This window comes from Achromobacter sp. ACM03, from assembly GCF_014851665.1.
GTDB lineage: Bacteria > Pseudomonadota > Gammaproteobacteria > Burkholderiales > Burkholderiaceae_B > Achromobacter > Achromobacter aegrifaciens.
In genome coordinates this window covers 430,120-445,639 of sequence record NZ_JACVAD010000003.1, presented here as the reverse complement: position 1 = coordinate 445,639, position 15,520 = coordinate 430,120, and the positions used below count along the sequence as shown (strand labels likewise).

14 protein-coding genes are annotated in these 15,520 nt (G+C 63.3%); 9 read left to right on the top strand and 5 right to left on the bottom strand.

Annotated elements, in window-relative coordinates; genetic code table 11:
• The first annotated feature begins 15 nt into the window (after positions 1-15).
• Positions 16-1,941, top strand: coding sequence for a molecular chaperone DnaK (dnaK, locus tag IB257_RS17750; RefSeq protein WP_192492635.1), 1,926 nt, complete (start codon positions 16-18; stop codon positions 1,939-1,941).
• Between the two features lie 109 nt (positions 1,942-2,050).
• Positions 2,051-3,178: a molecular chaperone DnaJ gene (dnaJ, locus tag IB257_RS17745; RefSeq protein WP_059373782.1), complete on the top strand. Its 1,128-nt coding sequence runs from the start codon at positions 2,051-2,053 to the stop codon at positions 3,176-3,178.
• 295 nt (positions 3,179-3,473) lie between these two features.
• Here the strand turns inward: dnaJ and IB257_RS17740 are convergent, their stop codons facing one another.
• Together IB257_RS17740 and IB257_RS17735 are read right to left on the bottom strand one after the other, a co-directional pair.
• Entirely contained in the window at positions 3,474-3,863 is a 390-nt protein-coding gene (locus tag IB257_RS17740) for a DUF4148 domain-containing protein (RefSeq protein WP_119450764.1), read from the bottom strand.
• A gap of 284 nt (positions 3,864-4,147) precedes the next feature.
• A complete protein-coding gene (locus tag IB257_RS17735) occupies positions 4,148-6,904 on the bottom strand; it encodes a pitrilysin family protein (protein WP_119450765.1) in 2,757 nt (918 codons plus the stop codon).
• A gap of 120 nt (positions 6,905-7,024) precedes the next feature.
• Between IB257_RS17735 and IB257_RS17730 the strand changes: the two genes are divergently transcribed.
• The 3 genes from IB257_RS17730 to IB257_RS17720 all read left to right on the top strand — a co-directional run bounded on the left by IB257_RS17730 (position 7,025) and on the right by IB257_RS17720 (position 8,926).
• Entirely contained in the window at positions 7,025-7,624 is a 600-nt protein-coding gene (locus IB257_RS17730; RefSeq protein WP_119450766.1) for a GNAT family N-acetyltransferase, read from the top strand.
• Positions 7,625-7,875: 251 nt separating this feature from the next.
• The gene (locus tag IB257_RS17725; RefSeq protein WP_054450052.1) at positions 7,876-8,253 is read left to right on the top strand and encodes a hypothetical protein; all 378 of its coding nucleotides are present in this window, start codon (positions 7,876-7,878) and stop codon (positions 8,251-8,253) included.
• A 115-nt stretch (positions 8,254-8,368) separates the two neighbouring features.
• A complete protein-coding gene (locus tag IB257_RS17720; protein ID WP_192492634.1) occupies positions 8,369-8,926 on the top strand; it encodes a GNAT family N-acetyltransferase in 558 nt (185 codons plus the stop codon).
• 9 nt (positions 8,927-8,935) lie between these two features.
• On the opposite strand, the gene IB257_RS17715 is transcribed toward IB257_RS17720, so the two are convergent.
• Together IB257_RS17715 and IB257_RS17710 are read right to left on the bottom strand one after the other, a co-directional pair.
• A complete protein-coding gene (locus IB257_RS17715) occupies positions 8,936-10,108 on the bottom strand; it encodes a VWA domain-containing protein (protein ID WP_192492633.1) in 1,173 nt (390 codons plus the stop codon).
• A gap of 42 nt (positions 10,109-10,150) precedes the next feature.
• Entirely contained in the window at positions 10,151-11,032 is an 882-nt protein-coding gene (locus IB257_RS17710) for a MoxR family ATPase (protein ID WP_042796600.1), read from the bottom strand.
• 176 nt (positions 11,033-11,208) lie between these two features.
• On the opposite strand from IB257_RS17710, the gene IB257_RS17705 reads away from it, so the two are divergent.
• Positions 11,209-11,562 (top strand): cytochrome c, encoded by a 354-nt coding sequence (locus tag IB257_RS17705; RefSeq protein WP_013391872.1) that lies wholly within the window; start codon positions 11,209-11,211, stop codon positions 11,560-11,562.
• Positions 11,563-11,574: 12 nt separating this feature from the next.
• Positions 11,575-11,937 (top strand): cytochrome c, encoded by a 363-nt coding sequence (locus IB257_RS17700; RefSeq protein WP_054450058.1) that lies wholly within the window; start codon positions 11,575-11,577, stop codon positions 11,935-11,937.
• 127 nt (positions 11,938-12,064) lie between these two features.
• Here IB257_RS17700 and IB257_RS17695 read toward each other — a convergent pair whose 3' ends face one another.
• Positions 12,065-12,490, bottom strand: a complete 426-nt coding sequence (locus tag IB257_RS17695; protein ID WP_054450061.1) for a DUF1841 family protein — start codon at positions 12,488-12,490, stop codon at positions 12,065-12,067.
• Between the two features lie 203 nt (positions 12,491-12,693).
• On the opposite strand from IB257_RS17695, the gene icd reads away from it, so the two are divergent.
• Together icd and IB257_RS17685 are read left to right on the top strand one after the other, a co-directional pair.
• Positions 12,694-13,950, top strand: a complete 1,257-nt coding sequence (gene icd / locus IB257_RS17690; RefSeq protein WP_125472148.1) for an NADP-dependent isocitrate dehydrogenase — start codon at positions 12,694-12,696, stop codon at positions 13,948-13,950.
• 123 nt (positions 13,951-14,073) lie between these two features.
• Positions 14,074-15,333 (top strand): O-antigen ligase, encoded by a 1,260-nt coding sequence (locus tag IB257_RS17685; protein WP_125472147.1) that lies wholly within the window; start codon positions 14,074-14,076, stop codon positions 15,331-15,333.
• Positions 15,334-15,520 lie beyond the last annotated feature (187 nt).

The following is a 15,520-nucleotide window of genomic DNA, read 5'->3' as shown; positions in this document are numbered from 1 at the left end:
TCAAGGTAACCGACCATGAGCAAGATTATTGGCATTGACCTGGGCACGACCAACAGCTGCGTGGCTGTCATGGACGGCGGGCAGGTCAAAATCATTGAAAACGCGGAAGGCGCTCGCACCACCCCCTCCATCGTCGCCTACATGGACGATGGCGAAACCCTGGTCGGCGCGCCGGCCAAGCGCCAGGCCGTGACCAACCCGCGCAACACCCTGTATGCGGTGAAGCGCCTGATCGGCCGCAAGTTCGAAGAGAAGGCGGTGCAGAAGGACATCAACCTGATGCCCTATGCCATCGTCAAGGCCGACAACGGCGACGCCTGGGTGGAAGTGCGCGGCAAGAAGATGGCGCCTCCCCAAGTGTCGGCCGACGTGCTGCGCAAGATGAAGAAGACCGCCGAGGACTACCTGGGCGAAGAAGTGACCGAGGCCGTCATCACCGTGCCCGCCTACTTCAACGACAGCCAACGCCAGGCCACCAAGGACGCTGGCCGCATCGCCGGTCTGGAAGTCAAGCGCATCATCAACGAACCCACCGCTGCCGCGCTGGCGTTCGGCCTGGACAAGACCGAAAAGGGCGACCGCAAGATCGCCGTCTATGACCTGGGCGGCGGCACGTTCGACGTGTCCATCATCGAAATCGCCGATGTGGACGGCGAAAAGCAGTTCGAAGTGCTGTCGACCAACGGCGACACCTTCCTGGGCGGCGAAGACTTCGACCAGCGCATCATCGACTACATCATTGCCGAGTTCAAGAAGGAACAAGGCGTTGACCTGTCCAAGGACGTGCTGGCCCTGCAACGCCTGAAGGAAGCGGCCGAAAAGGCCAAGATCGAGCTGTCCTCGGCGCAACAGACCGAAATCAACCTGCCGTACATCACGGCGGATGCCTCGGGCCCGAAGCACTTGAACCTGAAGATCACGCGCGCCAAGCTGGAAGCGCTGGTCGAAGAACTGATCGAACGCACGATCGAGCCCTGCCGCGTGGCCATCAAGGACGCCGGCGTGAAGGTTTCCGACATCGACGACGTGATCCTGGTCGGCGGCATGACCCGCATGCCCAAGGTCCAGGAAAAGGTGAAGGAATTCTTCGGCAAGGATCCGCGCAAGGACGTGAACCCCGATGAAGCCGTCGCCGCTGGCGCCGCCATTCAAGGTTCCGTGCTGTCGGGCGACCGCAAGGACGTGCTGCTACTGGACGTCACCCCCCTGTCCCTGGGCATCGAAACCCTGGGCGGCGTGATGACCAAGATGATCCAGAAGAACACGACCATTCCGACCCGGTTCTCGCAGACCTTCTCGACCGCTGACGACAACCAGCCGGCCGTGACGATCAAGGTGTTCCAGGGCGAGCGCGAAATCGCTGCGGGCAACAAGGCCCTGGGCGAGTTCAACCTCGAAGGGATCCCGCCGTCGCCCCGCGGCATGCCGCAGATCGAAGTCACCTTCGACATCGACGCCAACGGCATCCTGCACGTGTCCGCCAAGGACAAGGGCACCGGCAAGGAAAACAAGATCACCATCAAGGCCAACTCGGGTCTGTCGGAAGACGAGATCCAGCGCATGGTCAAGGATGCCGAGGCCAATGCCGAGGAAGATCACCGCGTTGCCGAACTGGCCCAGTCGCGCAACCAGGCCGATGCGCTGGTGCATGCCACCCGCAAGTCGCTGACCGAATATGGCGACAAGCTCGAGGCTTCCGAAAAGGAAGGCATCGAAGCCGCCATCAAGGAACTGGAAGACACGCTGAAGGACGGCGACAAGGCCGCGATCGACGCCAAGGTGGAATCCCTGTCGACGGTTTCGCAGAAGCTGGGCGAAAAGATGTACGCCGACATGCAGGCGCAGCAAGCCGCCGGCCAGCAGCAAGCGGCCGACAACGCGAAGCCGGTGGACGACAATGTCGTCGACGCCGACTTCAAGGAAGTCAAGCGCGACCAATAATGGCCGGGCGCTGACCTGCCTCTGCCGCCCGGTAGCCGGAGAAATCCGCCTACCGGGCGTACTCATTCTGTAGCACTGAAAAGAAGGCTCGTTTTCGAGCCCACGGATCATGGCAAAACGTGACTATTACGAAGTCTTGGGCGTCGCGAAGAACGCCTCGGACGACGACCTCAAGAAGGCCTATCGAAAGCTGGCCATGAAGTACCATCCGGACCGCAATCCGGACAGCAAAGAAGCCGAAGAGAAGTTCAAGGAAGCCAAGGAAGCCTACGAGGTCCTGGGTGACGATCAGAAGCGCGCCGCCTACGACCGCTACGGCCACGCGGGCGTGGACCCCAACTCCGCCGGCATGGGCGGCGGCATGGGCGGCGGTTTCGCCGATGCGTTCGGCGACATCTTCGGCGAAATCTTCGGCGGCGGCGGCGGTGGCCGTCGTGGCGGCGGCCCGCAGGTTTACCGCGGCGCCGACCTGAAGTACGCGCTGGAAATCACGCTGGAGCAGGCCGCGGCCGGTTTCGACACCGAGATCCGCGTGCCCAGCTGGGAAAACTGCGACACCTGCCACGGGTCCGGCGCCAAGGCCGGTACCTCGCCCAAGACCTGCCGCACCTGCGGCGGCTCGGGCGCCGTGCGCATGCAGCAGGGTTTCTTCAGCGTGCAGCAGACCTGCCCGACCTGCCACGGCAACGGCAAGGAAATCACCGATCCCTGCCCCGCCTGCGATGGCGTGGGCCGCATCCGCCGCAACAAGACGCTGCAGGTCAAGATTCCGGCCGGCATCGATGACGGCATGCGCATCCGCTCCAGCGGCAACGGCGAACCGGGCATCAACGGCGGTCCTCCGGGCGATCTGTATGTGGAAATCCACATCAAGCAGCACAAGATCTTCCAGCGCGACGGCGACGACCTGCATTGCGAACTGACCATTCCGTTCACGTCGGCGGCGCTGGGCGGCGAGCTTCAGGTACCGACGCTGGGCGGCAAGGCCGAAATCTCGATCCCCGAAGGCACGCAGTCGGGCAAGACCTTCCGCTTGCGCGGCAAAGGCATCCGCGGCGTGCGCGGCAGCTACCCGGGCGATCTGTACTGCCATGTAGTGGTGGAAACGCCCGTGCGCCTGAGCGACGACCAGAAGAACATCCTGCGCCAGTTCGAGGCTTCGCTGAACGATGGCGGCGACCGCCATTCGCCGCAAAGCAAGTCCTGGACCGACCGGGTGAAGGAATTCTTCAGCTGAATTGGCTGAGGCATGCAAAAAGCCGCGATCATGATCGCGGCTTTTTTTTGCCCGGCGAGGGCGTGGGGGCGGGGGCAGCGCGCATATGAAAAGACCGCGGCTTGCGCCGCGGTCCAGTGCTACTGCTACTGCGAGTACTGCAACTGCTGTATCGACTGCAACTTCAACTTCAGCTTCTACTGCTACTTTCACAGCTACTGCTACTTCTACTGCTACTTCGACCGCCGCTGTCGCCGATAAAAACCGGCCTCAAACCATGATGCCGTCCGAGGCCGGCCGGGCCACAGCAAGCAGCTCACCGGGTGATCGGCGGGTACTCGAGTTCGCCGAACGTGTATTGGCCGCTGGCCTTGGCTTGCGCCAGTTCCTGCTGGACTTCAGCGCTGGTCTTGGCGCTGGCGGGGGCGGATACAGCCGCCGGGTATTCCAGTTCACCGAAGGTGTACTGGCCGCTGACCTTGGCTTGTTGCAGCTGGGCTTGCACTTCCTGCGAGCTCAGGCTGGTGGTCTGGGGCAGGGCGGGCGGATAGTCCAGCTCGCCGAAGGTGTACTGGCCGCTGATCTTGGCTTGCTGCAGTTCAGTGGCGACCTGGGCGCTGCTCTTGGCTTGTTCAACGCCGGCGGCTTGGGCGCCAACGCCAACCAGGGCCAGGGATAGCAGCAGGGTGGTGGTTAGGGTTTTCATGGTAGACCTCCAATTCGTCTTGGTTGGGGACCGAATCCGGCGGCCCTCCGTCGTGGTTCGTTGTGTGTTCCCGATGACTGAATTGTGCTCGTTATCCCACCTGGGATAAACCCGTATTCCTTGAAAACATCTTTCCAAATAATCGAGTAATCACGTTCGCTTTTATGATTTCATCCATTTTTGGCATAGTCGGGTGGCGTTCTGGTGAATTTTGGTGAGCTGACCAGCGCCGGAAAGCCAAAAAAAAGCCCCGCCGCAGCGGGGCTTGAGCGAGGCGGGCCTGGTCAGGGCGCCGGCTTCTTCTTGAAGTCGCCGGCAACCGCGGTGCTGAAACCGTCCGCGCGCAGATACTTGCGCAAAGCCGCATTGACCGAATCGGCCGTCAGCGCGGAGATCTTCTTGTCCATGTCGGCCGACCAGGCGAAGGTGCGGCCGCGCTGCATGTAATCCAGCCAGGTGCTGGCCAGGACGTCGTCCTGGGCGCGGGCCAGATTGCGGTAGTTCAGCAGGGCCGTGATGCCGTCCGAGATTTCCTTGTCCGTGAAGCCGTCCTTCAGCACGCGCGCCAGTTCTTCGCCGATGGCCTTTTCCAGGCGCTCGCGGTTTTGCGGCGCGTAGATGGCGTACATGGTCCAGCTGGCGGAGGGCTCGAACGACGAGACCGACAGCGAGCTGCGCACGTTGTACGAGAGGCCGTCGGTTTCGCGTACGCGGTTCCACAGGCGCGAGGTTTCGGAGGCGCCGAACAGGTAGTTGGCCAGGTACAGCGCGGCGTAGTCCGCGTCCGTGTCCTGCAGCTTCAGCGGCATGCGCGAGATGTAGAACGCATTGGCCTTGTCGGGCGTGTCGATGTCGAACTGCTTGGCGGGAATGTCGCGGTACGGATTGGGCACGCGCGTGTAGCCAGGAGCCTTTTTCCAGCCGGCCAAACCGGTCTTGAGCGCCTTTTCCACGGCTGCGGGCTCGAAATCGCCCACCGCCGAGTACTCGATGTTGCCGGCGCCGTAGAACTTGGAATGGAACTTGACCAGGGCGTCGCGGTTCAGGGCGCGCACGCCGGCCAGCGATTCCTCGAAGGTCGGCACGTAGCGCAGGTCATTGGCGGGCCACGGATTGTCCTGGCGGGCCAGCGCGCGTCCGGCCAGTGCCGACGGTTCGGTCATGGCGTTCTGGATCGAGGTTTCGAGCTGGCGCTGATATTCCTCCAGTTGCTCCTTGGGGAAGTTGGCGTTGCGGACGATGTCCAATGCCAGCGCGGTGAGTTCGGGCAGGTTTTCGCCCTTGGTCGACATGGCGATCTTGAGCGTGGTGCCGCCGCCGCTGAAGCCGAGTTCGGCCTGCAGCTTGTCCAGGCGGTCCTGGATGTCCTGGCGCGACAGCTTGGCCGTGCCGCGGGTCAGCAGGTCGGCCACGGCGCTGGAATTCACGCGTTGGCCGAGCAGGTCTTTTTCGTTGCCGAACTGGATCAGCATCTGCGCCTGCACCCGGTTGCCGCGCGTGGCCTTGGGCAGCAGCGCCAACTGCACGGAGCCGTTGGGCAGGTCCAGCTTCTTGCGCTGCGTCAGCTTGTCGATGTTCTCGGGCGTGGGGTCGAAGGCCGATGCGGCCTTGAAGTCCGGATCGCCCTTGTAGTCCTTGAAGACGGCCGTCAGGTCCACCCGTTGTTCTTGCGGCGCGCGCACGGGCTTCTCGGTGGGGATGTAGCGGCCTTCGATGCTGTTGCTTTGGACCAGGTAGGTGGTCGCGGCGCGCTGCACTTCGGCCAGCGTGGCCTTGCGGGCGCGGTCGCGCTGCAGGAAGAACAGGCGCCAGTCGCCGGCGGCGATGGCCTCGGACAGCGCCACGCCGACCTGTTCGGGATCGCTATAGGTCTGTTCCCAGGCAGTCAGCCATTTGCTGCGGGCGCGGTCCAGCTCCTGCTGTGTGAAGGGCTTCTTGTCCAAGGTCTCCAGCGTGCCGGTCAGCGCCTTCATGGCGGCGTCCAGGCTCTTGCCCGGCGTCAGCTGGGCGGCGAACATCGCCAGGCCCGGATCCAGGTTTTCCATGGTGAAGCCGAACACGCCCGAGGCCAGCTTGGTCGGGACCAAGGCATGGTAGAGACGGCCGGAGGGCGTGTCGGCCAGGATGGTGGCGGCCAGGTCCAGCGGCACGAAGTCGGCGCTGCCGGCGGCAGGAATGTGGTACATGGCCGCGACCAGCGGCGTGCCGCCCGTGCGGCGCAGGGTTACGGAACGTTCACCATCCTGCACTGGTTCCACCGTGTATTCGGGCGGGAGCTTGCGTTCGGGCTTGGGCAGCTTGCCCAGCGTTTCCTCGATGTCGGCCAGGGTCGCCTGCGGGTCGAACTTGCCCGCCACGATCAGCACGGCGTTATCGGGCTGGTAGTACTCGTGATAGAAGGCGCGCAACTGGCCGATGTCCACGTTCTCGACGTCGGAACGGGCGCCGATGGTGTTCTTGCCGTAGCTGTGCCACTGGAAGGCCGCGGCCTGCATCTTCTGCATCAGGATGCGGAAGGGGCTGTTTTCGCCGCTTTCCATTTCGTTGCGGACTACGGTCATTTCCGAGTCCAGGTCTTCCTTGGCGATCAGGGAATTGACCATGGCGTCGGCCTGCCAGCCCAGGTACCACTTGAGCGTGTCGGGGTTGGCGGCGAAGCTGGCGAAGTAGTTGGTGCGGTCGCTGGAGGTCGAACCATTGGCCTGCAAGCCGCGGCGCGAGAACTCGCCCATGGCGTTGCGGGTGGTCGAGGTGCCCTTGAACAGCATGTGCTCCAGCAGGTGAGCCATGCCTGTCTGGCCGTAGTTCTCGTTGCGCGAGCCGACCAGGTAGGTCATGTTGACGGTGGTGGACGGCTTGGATTCATCGGGAACCAGCAGCACCCTCAGGCCGTTGGCCAGGCGGTATTCGGTGATGCCTTCGATCGAGGCGGCCTCCGAGACGCCCGCCGGCAGGCTGGCGGCGCCGGCCTGAAAGGCCAGGAAGGAGGAAAACAGCAGCACGCTCAGCGGGCGCGGCAGCTTCGACAGGGACAGGCGCATGGCAGACAATTCCTTTGGCATGGCAGAATCCGTTGGAGTGTATACGTTGGCAATGGTTCAGGGGCGCGGCGCGGCGTTGTCCGCGGCGCGCGGCCCGGGACCGCAAGCAAGGAAGTCCTCATGTCTCTATCCCTGGAAGTCGAAACGCCGCGCCTGGTGCTGCGCCAATGGCGCGCCGCCGACCGTGAACCTTTCGCGGCGCTGAACCAGGACCCCCGCGTCGCCGAGTACCTGCTGCCGCTGAATGCACAGGAAAGCGATGCGCTTGCCGACCGGCTGGCAGCCGGCATCGACGAGCACGGCTGGGGCTTCTGGGCCGTGGAGGCGCCAGGCGTGGCGCCCTTCATCGGTTTTGTCGGCATCAAGCCGCTGGCGCCCACCCTGCCGTTCGCGCCAGGCGTGGAGATAGGCTGGCGCCTGGCGCAGCGGCACTGGGGCAAGGGCTACGCCAGCGAAGCCGCCGAGGCGGCCTTGCGCGCGGGGTTCGAGCAGGTGGGACTGGATGAGATCGTGGCCTTCACGGCCACGGGCAACCTGCGTTCGCGCGCGGTGATGGACCGCTTGGGCATGAGGGAGGATCCGGAAGGTTTCGACCATCCCGCCGTTCCTCAGGGGCATCCGCTGTGTCGACACGTGCTGTACCGCATTGGGCGTGAGGACTGGCGATTGCGGCAAATTGGTGACACAGGTGAAGCAGCCGTGCCAGTTGCGGCGGCATAAGGGTCCAGGAGGGGCGTCCGGCTGTGATGTTGCGGCGCAATATGACGAAATGACGGGGCTGATTTGAGCTGTCCCGGCCCGCGGGTGTAAGCTTTTCAAGACGCAGTACCCAGTTGCAGACGGGATGCGCGACAGCCCGCCCACAGGTTTCCCGTCCAACGCCAGACGCCGTTTTCTGCCCGGCGCCGGTGCTTGTCGTTCGCGCCTTCGCCGCCGGCATTGTGCCGGCGCACTTACCGGAGGAACGACCCATGCTGACCGAGATCGTCACGCGTGCCTTGTCCCAATTGACCGGCAGCCCATTGAGCGGCGACGGGATCAAAGGACAGTTTCAGTACGCCTATGCCAGTGATGACGGCCAATTCGTGGCCATATTGACCCATGACATGACCACCTATGTGGTGGACTTGAGCACACAACGATATTTCGCGGAGTGCGGCGGCTCGCCACGGGGCTTCGCCGGGCACGTGCTGGAAATGGAAGGCGCGGCGGCGCGCAGCCATCCCTGGCCCGCCGCCAACGATCTGTTCGACCTGGACATGGATGCGGATGAGCTTGCATGGCGCAACTGCCCTGGCTTGCGTGGCGAGCCGCCCGCCGCCCGATCTGCTGAGAGCCGCGCCGCCTGAGAGTGGCCAGAAGCGGCAAGATCCAATTGAACCGGCGGCTCCGCCGGTTTTTTTTGCCTGTAGCGGCCGAAAGCCGAATCGCCGCAAGGCCTTGCGGGTCGCTACAATTTGCGCCATGACTACGCACGCCGAAACCCGCGCGCCGGATGGCGCAACCCTGGTCGATTGCACGCATGAGCGCCATGCCGACCAGATACTGGCCATATTCAACGACGCCATCGTCAATTCCACCGCGCTGTACGACTACAAGCCGAGGCCGCGCGAGGCGATGCTGGGCTGGTTCCAGGCCAAGCAGCAGGGCGGTTTTCCGGTGCTTGGGTACGAGAATGCCGACGGCGAACTGATGGCCTTCGCCAGCTACGGCACCTTCCGCGCCTGGCCGGCCTTCAAGTACTCGGTGGAGCATTCCGTGTACGTGGACGGACGTTTTCGCGGACTGGGCTTGGGCGAGGCGCTGATGCGCGAGCTGATCCAGCGGGCGCGCGCCAATCAGGTGCACGTGCTGGTCGGCGGCATCGACGCGAGCAACCAGGGCAGCATCCGCCTGCACGAGAAGCTGGGCTTCACGCATGCAGGCACCATCCGCGAGGCAGGCTTCAAGTTCGGACGCTGGCTGGATCTGGCGTTCTATCAGCTGACGCTGGATACGCCTGAAAAGCCGGTCGACGGGTGACCGGCAGTCCTACTTCGATAGCACACGCATGGCCTGTTCCAGGCCGGCGACCGTCACCGGGTACATGCGGCCCTGCATGATGTCGCGCATCAGCGCGATGGACTGGCGGTATTGCCAGGACGCGGTGGGCTCGGGATTGAGCCAGACCGATTTGGGCCAGGCGTCCAGCAGGCGGCGCATCCATTCGGCGCCGGGCTCCTTGTTGTAGTGCTCGACGGAGCCGCCCGGCTGCAGGATTTCGTAGGGGCTCATGGTGGCGTCGCCGACGATGATCAGGCGCCAATCCGGGTTGTACTTGCGCAGCACGTCCCAGGTGTCGAAGCGTTCGTTCTGGCGCCGGCGGTTGCTTTGCCACAGGCTTTCGTACGGGCAGTTGTGGAAGTAGTAGACCTCCAGGTTGCGGAATTCGCTGCGCGCCGCCGAGAACAATTCCTCGACGCGTCCGATGTGGTCGTCCATGCTGCCGCCTACGTCCAGCAGCATCAGCACCTTCACGGTGTTGTGGCGTTCGGGGACCATGCGCAGGTCCAGATGGCCGGCATTGCGCGCGGTGCTGGCGATGGTGTCGTCCAGGTCCAGTTCCATTTCGGCGCCTTGCCTTGCGAAGCGCCGCAGGCGGCGAAGCGCCACCTTGAAGTTGCGCGTGCCCAGCTCGACCTGATCGTCGTAGTCCTTGAACTGGCGCATGTCCCAGACCTTGACCGCGCTGCGGTTGCCGGCCGAGTCGCCGCCCACGCGTATGCCTTCGGGGTGGTAGCCGCCATTGCCGAAAGGCGAGGTGCCGCCGGTGCCGATCCATTTGCTGCCGCCGGCGTGGCGTTCCTTCTGCTCTTCCAGGCGCTCCTTGAAGAGCTCCATCAGCTTGTCCCAGCCGTGCTTTTCGATTGCGGCTTTTTCTTCCGGGCTCAGGCTTTTTTCGAACTGCTTGATGAGCCAGTCCAGCGGGATTTCCTTGCCTGGGGGCAGGGCGGCCGCGATGCCCCTGTAGTAGGCGCCGAAAGCCTTGTCGTAGCGGTCGTAGAGCGCCTCGTCCTTGACCAGCGTGGCGCGCGCCAGGAAGTAGAACTCGTCCAGCGTGGGCGCCATGAGATCCTGGCGCAGGGCGTCCACCAGGGTCAGGTATTCCTTGACCGAGACGGGCAGCTTATGCGCCCGGAGGTGATAGAAGAAGTCGATCAGCATTTGCGGGCTGCCGGTAGTTGCTGGCGGATCGTTGCTGGCGGATCAGCGGCGCTGGCCGCCGCGCGTCATGGCCGCCAGGCGTTCCAGCAGGTGCACGTCCTGCTCGTTCTTGAGCAGCGCGCCGGCCATCAGCGGTACGGCCGTGGCCGTGTGCGCGTCGATCTCGGCGGCGGTCGAACCCTCGGCCAGCAACAGGCGCAACCAATCCAGCAGTTCGGAGGTGGACGGCTTTTTCTTCAGGCCCGGCGCGTCGCGCAGTGCGAAGAAGGTGTCCAGCGCCGCGCGCAGCACGTCCTGCTTCAGGTGCGGGTAGTGCACGGCCACGATGTCGCGCATGGTTTCGCGGTCGGGGAAACGGATGTAGTGGAAGAAGCAGCGGCGCAGGAAAGCGTCGGGCAGGTCCTTTTCGTTGTTGGACGTGATGATGACCAGCGGACGGTGCCGCGCGGAGATGGTCTCGCGCGTTTCGTACACGTGGAATTCCATGCGGTCCAGTTCGCGCAGCAGATCGTTGGGGAATTCGATGTCGGCCTTGTCGATCTCGTCGATCAGCAGCACCACCGGCTCAGGCGACTGGAAGGCCTGCCACAGCGTGCCCTGCACGATGTAGTTGCGAATGTCGCGGACCTTTTCGTCGCCCAGCTGCGAGTCGCGCAGGCGCGACACCGCGTCGTATTCATACAGGCCCTGATGGGCCTTGGTGGTCGACTTGATGTGCCACTGCAACAGCGGCCGTCCCAGCGCACGCGCCACTTCCTCGGCCAGCATGGTCTTGCCGGTGCCGGGTTCGCCCTTGATCAGCAGCGGACGCTGCAAGGTGAGGGCGGCATTGACGGCGAGTTTCAGGTCATCGGTGGCGACATAGTTGTCGGTCCCGTCGAAGCGGTCTGGCGAGGCGGAAGTAGCGGACTGGGCTGCGGACATGGTCTGATGGCTTCTGAGATTTGACGGTGATCAATACCATGGTAAAGGTATTAATCCTGAGCAATTATCGTACAATCAGGCGGTTTTGCTTTGGGTTCGACCCGCAACGTGTTTGCCGAGGGCCTTTTCGTGTGAGCAGGCCCTAGTCCTTAGCCATACCAAGAAGAGCCATTCCAATGAAGTTGCGAACCTCTCTGAAGTACACGGTATCCGTGTTGGCCGCGATGGCATCCTGTGCGATCGCCGGCCAGTCTGTTGCTGCAGACGCAGCAGTGGTCGGTAATGTCCAGAACGCCCGCGACAAGGTTTCCATGTGCATCGGTTGCCACGGCATCGAAGGCTACAAGGCAACGTTTCCCGAGCTGTACCACGTGCCGATGATCGCTGGGCAGAACGCCAAGTACATCGAAACCGCCCTCAACGAGTACAAGAAAGGCGCGCGCAGCCATCCCACGATGGACGCCATTGCCGGCAGCCTGTCCGACCAGGACATCGCCGATCTGGCCGCGTACTACTCGAATCTCAAGTAAGGGGGCAAACACATGAATCGCTACATGCTTGCCCTTGCGGGCGCGACCCTGGCCATGACGGGCGTTGCCGCCCAGGCGCAGGACCTGGCGGCCGGCAAGGCCGTCTTCGACAAATTCAACTGCGCTTCCTGCCACGGCGCCGACGCCAAGACGGCCGTGGATCCGGCCTATCCGACGCTGGCTGGCCAGCACGCGGACTACCTGGTTCACGCCCTGAAGGCCTACAAGCGCGGCGCGTCCGGCAGCGCGGCCACGGCCAACGTGCGCAAGAACCCCATCATGGGCGCTTTCGCGACGCAGCTGTCCGACCAGGACATCTCCAACGTGGCGGCATGGCTGTCGGCGCAGCCGAGCGACCTGGGCGTGCGCAGGTAAGCCGTCCGGATCCGTTCCGCAAACAAGAAAGCCCTCGGTCGGGGGCTTTTCTTTTTCCGCCGGGCCGTCCCAAGGAAAAAAAGCCCCCTCGGGGCAGCAAGCTGAAGGCGCAGCGTGGGGGCGGTGCTCAGCGGCTCGCGCGCTGGCGGATCAGGTCGATATAGGTGTCGCTGTCCAGCGGCGTGCCCAGGCGCTGCGCTTCCCACACCACCTGCCCCAGGCATTCCATGATTTCATGCGCGGCCTGGTGCGCGTCGCCGCGCGACACCAGCTGCTGGTAGGCCTGCCGGATTCCCGGCGGATGGTCGATGGACAGCTGCTCTGCAATGGCCAGATGCATGGACAGGTGCAGAAAGGGATTGGTGCGCCCCTTTTCCACCGAGTATTCGGCCGTCATGGCCTCGGGGTTTTCCAGGTCGCCGTGGTATTCGGGATGTTCGATGATCCAGTCCAGCGCGATGGCCTCGAGCGGCGTCAGCACTTCGGAGGCGCGATGCTTGCGCCAGGTTTCGATGAAGAATTCGCGGACTTGGTCGCGTGAGGGATTGAACATCTGATGGGGCTGAAAAGCGGGCTGGTGATGCATTATTTTACCGCCGCGCGCGGGCCGTCAGGCCCGCTGGCCCCTTTGCGATATAGAATTGGTTGCTATCGGCCATCCAGTGCGCGGTTCCCGTGGGCGATCTTCCCCGCCGGAACGGACGCTTCCCGATGCCGGCGCGTGCAGAAAAACCACTCGGAGCAAATGGAGCATTCATGTCCTACCAACATATCAAGGTTCCCGCTGGCGGCCAGAAGATCACGGTCAACGCTGATTTCTCGCTGAATGTGCCCGATCAGCCCATCGTCCCCTACATCGAGGGCGACGGCACGGGCGCCGACATCACCCCGGTGATGATCAAGGTCGTCGACGCGGCGGTGCAGAAGGCCTATGGCGGCAAGCGCAAGATCCACTGGATGGAAGTCTATGCCGGCGAGAAGGCCACCAAGGTCTACGGCCCCGACGTGTGGCTGCCCGACGAGACCCTGGACGTCGTCAAGGACTACGTGGTGTCGATCAAGGGCCCGCTGACCACGCCGGTGGGCGGCGGCATCCGTTCGCTGAACGTGGCCCTGCGCCAGCAGCTGGACCTGTACGTCTGCCTGCGCCCGGTGGCGTACTTCAAGGGCGTGCCCTCGCCGGTGCGCGAACCCGAAAAGACCAACATGGTGATCTTCCGCGAGAACTCGGAAGACATCTACGCCGGCATCGAATACATGGCCGAAAGCGAGCAGGCCAAGGAGCTGATCCAGTTCCTGCAGACCAAGCTCGGCGTGAAGAAGATCCGTTTCCCGAACACTTCGTCCATCGGCATCAAGCCGGTGTCGCGCGAAGGCACCGAGCGCCTGGTGCGCAAGGCCGCGCAGTACGTCATCGACAATGACCGTACGTCGCTGACCCTGGTGCACAAGGGCAACATCATGAAGTTCACGGAAGGCGGCTTCCGCGACTGGGGCTACGCGCTGCTGCAGAAGGAATTCGGCGCGACGCTGATCGACGGCGGCCCGTGGTGCAAGTTCAAGAATCCGAAGACGGGCCGCGAGGTCATCGTCAAGGACGTGATTGCTGACGCGTTCCTGCAGCAGATCCTGCTGCGCCCGGCCGAATACGACGTGATCGCCACCCTGAACCTGAACGGCGACTACATCTCGGACGCGCTGGCCGCGCAAGTGGGCGGCATCGGCATCGCCCCGGGCGCCAACCTGTCTGATTCGGTGGCCATGTTCGAAGCTACCCACGGCACTGCGCCGAAGTACGCAGGCAAGGACTACGTGAACCCCGGTTCCGAAATTCTGTCGGCCGAAATGATGCTGCGCCACATGGGCTGGACCGAAGCCGCGGACCTGATCATCTCCAGCATGGAAAAATCCATCCTGTCCAAGAAGGTCACGTACGACTTCGCGCGTCTGCTGGAAGGCGCGACCCAGGTGTCGTGCTCGGGCTTTGGCCAGGTGATGATCGACAATATGTAACTGGCGGCTTGCCGCCCGCGTGTCCACAAAACCCGCCCGCCGTCATGGCGGGCGGGTTTTGTCTGATTAACCAAACTGCATGGCGCGCGTCGCGCTTGTTTCGTTTTTACTAGGTTGAGTGTAGTGCCCCGACTGTACGTTTTCTTGGCCGCGTCGCTGGTGGTGTTGGTTCCCGCGCTGGCGTTGACCAGCCCGGTGGGCGGGCCCGCCATTGCCTATTTGACCGGTTTGATCGCATTGACCGCGCTAGCCGCCAACGCGATCAAACGCTACGAACCGATGGATTTTCGGGCCTTGTGGCCCATGGCGCTGGCGCTGCTGCTGCCGCTGTTGTGCATGTTCATCACGGCCGCCGTGCGAGGCGTATGGAGCGATTCCGAATTGGAAAAGCTGCTCCGGTTCGCGCTGGCGCTGCCTGTGCTCTGGCTGTTGCTGAGAGCGCCGCAAGATTGGCTCAAGCAAATCCAGTGGAGCATCTTAACCGGCGCGCTGGCGGGATCGGCGATGCTGATCGTCACCATGAAGTTGTGGGGCCGCGAGGCGGTCGTCGAGATCGGAGGGCGCTACAACGCCGTTTCCTTCGCGAACATGACCCTGCTGTTCGGCATGATGTCGTTGTTGTCGATCAGGTGGGGGCCGAGCAAGCCCTGGCCGCATTTTGCAACCGGCCTCAAGGTGCTGGCTTTCGGGCTGAGCGTGTGGGCGACGTGGGTTTCCCAAACTCGCAGCAGCTGGATGCTGCTCCCCATACTGGCGCTGGTGTTCCTGTTGGGGTTGCGAGGCTGGAGCCGTCGGCACAAGGCCTACTGTGCGCTGGCGGTCAGCGCGGCTCTGGTCGTCAGCGCGGCTGGGCTATGGCATTTCAGCAGCCGCATGCAGGCGGTCAAGACGGATCTACAGGATTTCACCACATCAGCCGACCGGGACTCTTCGCTCGGCATCCGGTTGCAACTGTGGCGGGCATCCATCGAGATGTTCAAGAAGAGCCCTGTCGTGGGCGTGGGGCCCAGCAACTTCCGCAAGGAACTGGCCGAGCTCGAGAAGCGCGGGGTAGTGTCGCGCGAAGTCGTCGAAGGCTACGGCGAACCCCACAACGACCTGCTCGCCGCCCTGTCCGGATACGGGCTGCTAGGCTTGTTGAGCATACTCGCGCTATATCTGGTGCCGGCCTACATTTTCCTGCGCCGGCTGGCCAGCAATGACCGTGTCATACGTGTCGGCGCGCAGTTGGGCTTGCTGTTCTGCCTGGGCTATTGCGCATTCAGTCTGACTGAAATGATGTTCCGCAATATGCGCAGCGTACCGACGTATTCCTTGATCGTAGTGGCGCTGATCGCGTTGACCACGCCGCGCTCCGCAGGCGCCGCACGGGCGCCGGCCTAGGAAAGGGCTGTACAAAAGGCGGAATGAGCCGCCACGACGAAAAAACGCAAGGCAAGCGCGCCTTGCGTTTTTTTTATGGGCCTTGCGTTAGATCAAGCACCCCGTGCAGTCTTGGTGAAAACCCTGGTGCTGTCCCTTATTCTGACGGAATGCATACATAAACCGTCACATTCTGCCTTGATTGGTT

Bases quoted from the DNA above. Each gene is read 5' to 3' on its own strand.
- IB257_RS17740 (WP_119450764.1), bottom strand. From the start codon at position 3,863: ATGAAAACCCTAACCACCACCCTGCTGCTATCCCTGGCCCTGGTTGGC.
- IB257_RS17705 (WP_013391872.1), top strand. From the start codon at position 11,209: ATGAAGTTGCGAACCTCTCTGAAGTACACGGTATCCGTGTTGGCCGCG.
- dnaJ (WP_059373782.1), top strand. From the start codon at position 2,051: ATGGCAAAACGTGACTATTACGAAGTCTTGGGCGTCGCGAAGAACGCC.
- IB257_RS17735 (WP_119450765.1), bottom strand. From the start codon at position 6,904: ATGCGCCTGTCCCTGTCGAAGCTGCCGCGCCCGCTGAGCGTGCTGCTG.
- IB257_RS17700 (WP_054450058.1), top strand. From the start codon at position 11,575: ATGAATCGCTACATGCTTGCCCTTGCGGGCGCGACCCTGGCCATGACG.
- IB257_RS17725 (WP_054450052.1), top strand. From the start codon at position 7,876: ATGCTGACCGAGATCGTCACGCGTGCCTTGTCCCAATTGACCGGCAGC.
- IB257_RS17695 (WP_054450061.1), bottom strand. From the start codon at position 12,490: ATGTTCAATCCCTCACGCGACCAAGTCCGCGAATTCTTCATCGAAACC.
- IB257_RS17730 (WP_119450766.1), top strand. From the start codon at position 7,025: ATGTCTCTATCCCTGGAAGTCGAAACGCCGCGCCTGGTGCTGCGCCAA.
- dnaK (WP_192492635.1), top strand. From the start codon at position 16: ATGAGCAAGATTATTGGCATTGACCTGGGCACGACCAACAGCTGCGTG.
- icd (WP_125472148.1), top strand. From the start codon at position 12,694: ATGTCCTACCAACATATCAAGGTTCCCGCTGGCGGCCAGAAGATCACG.
- IB257_RS17720 (WP_192492634.1), top strand. From the start codon at position 8,369: ATGACTACGCACGCCGAAACCCGCGCGCCGGATGGCGCAACCCTGGTC.
- IB257_RS17715 (WP_192492633.1), bottom strand. From the start codon at position 10,108: ATGCTGATCGACTTCTTCTATCACCTCCGGGCGCATAAGCTGCCCGTC.
- IB257_RS17710 (WP_042796600.1), bottom strand. From the start codon at position 11,032: ATGTCCGCAGCCCAGTCCGCTACTTCCGCCTCGCCAGACCGCTTCGAC.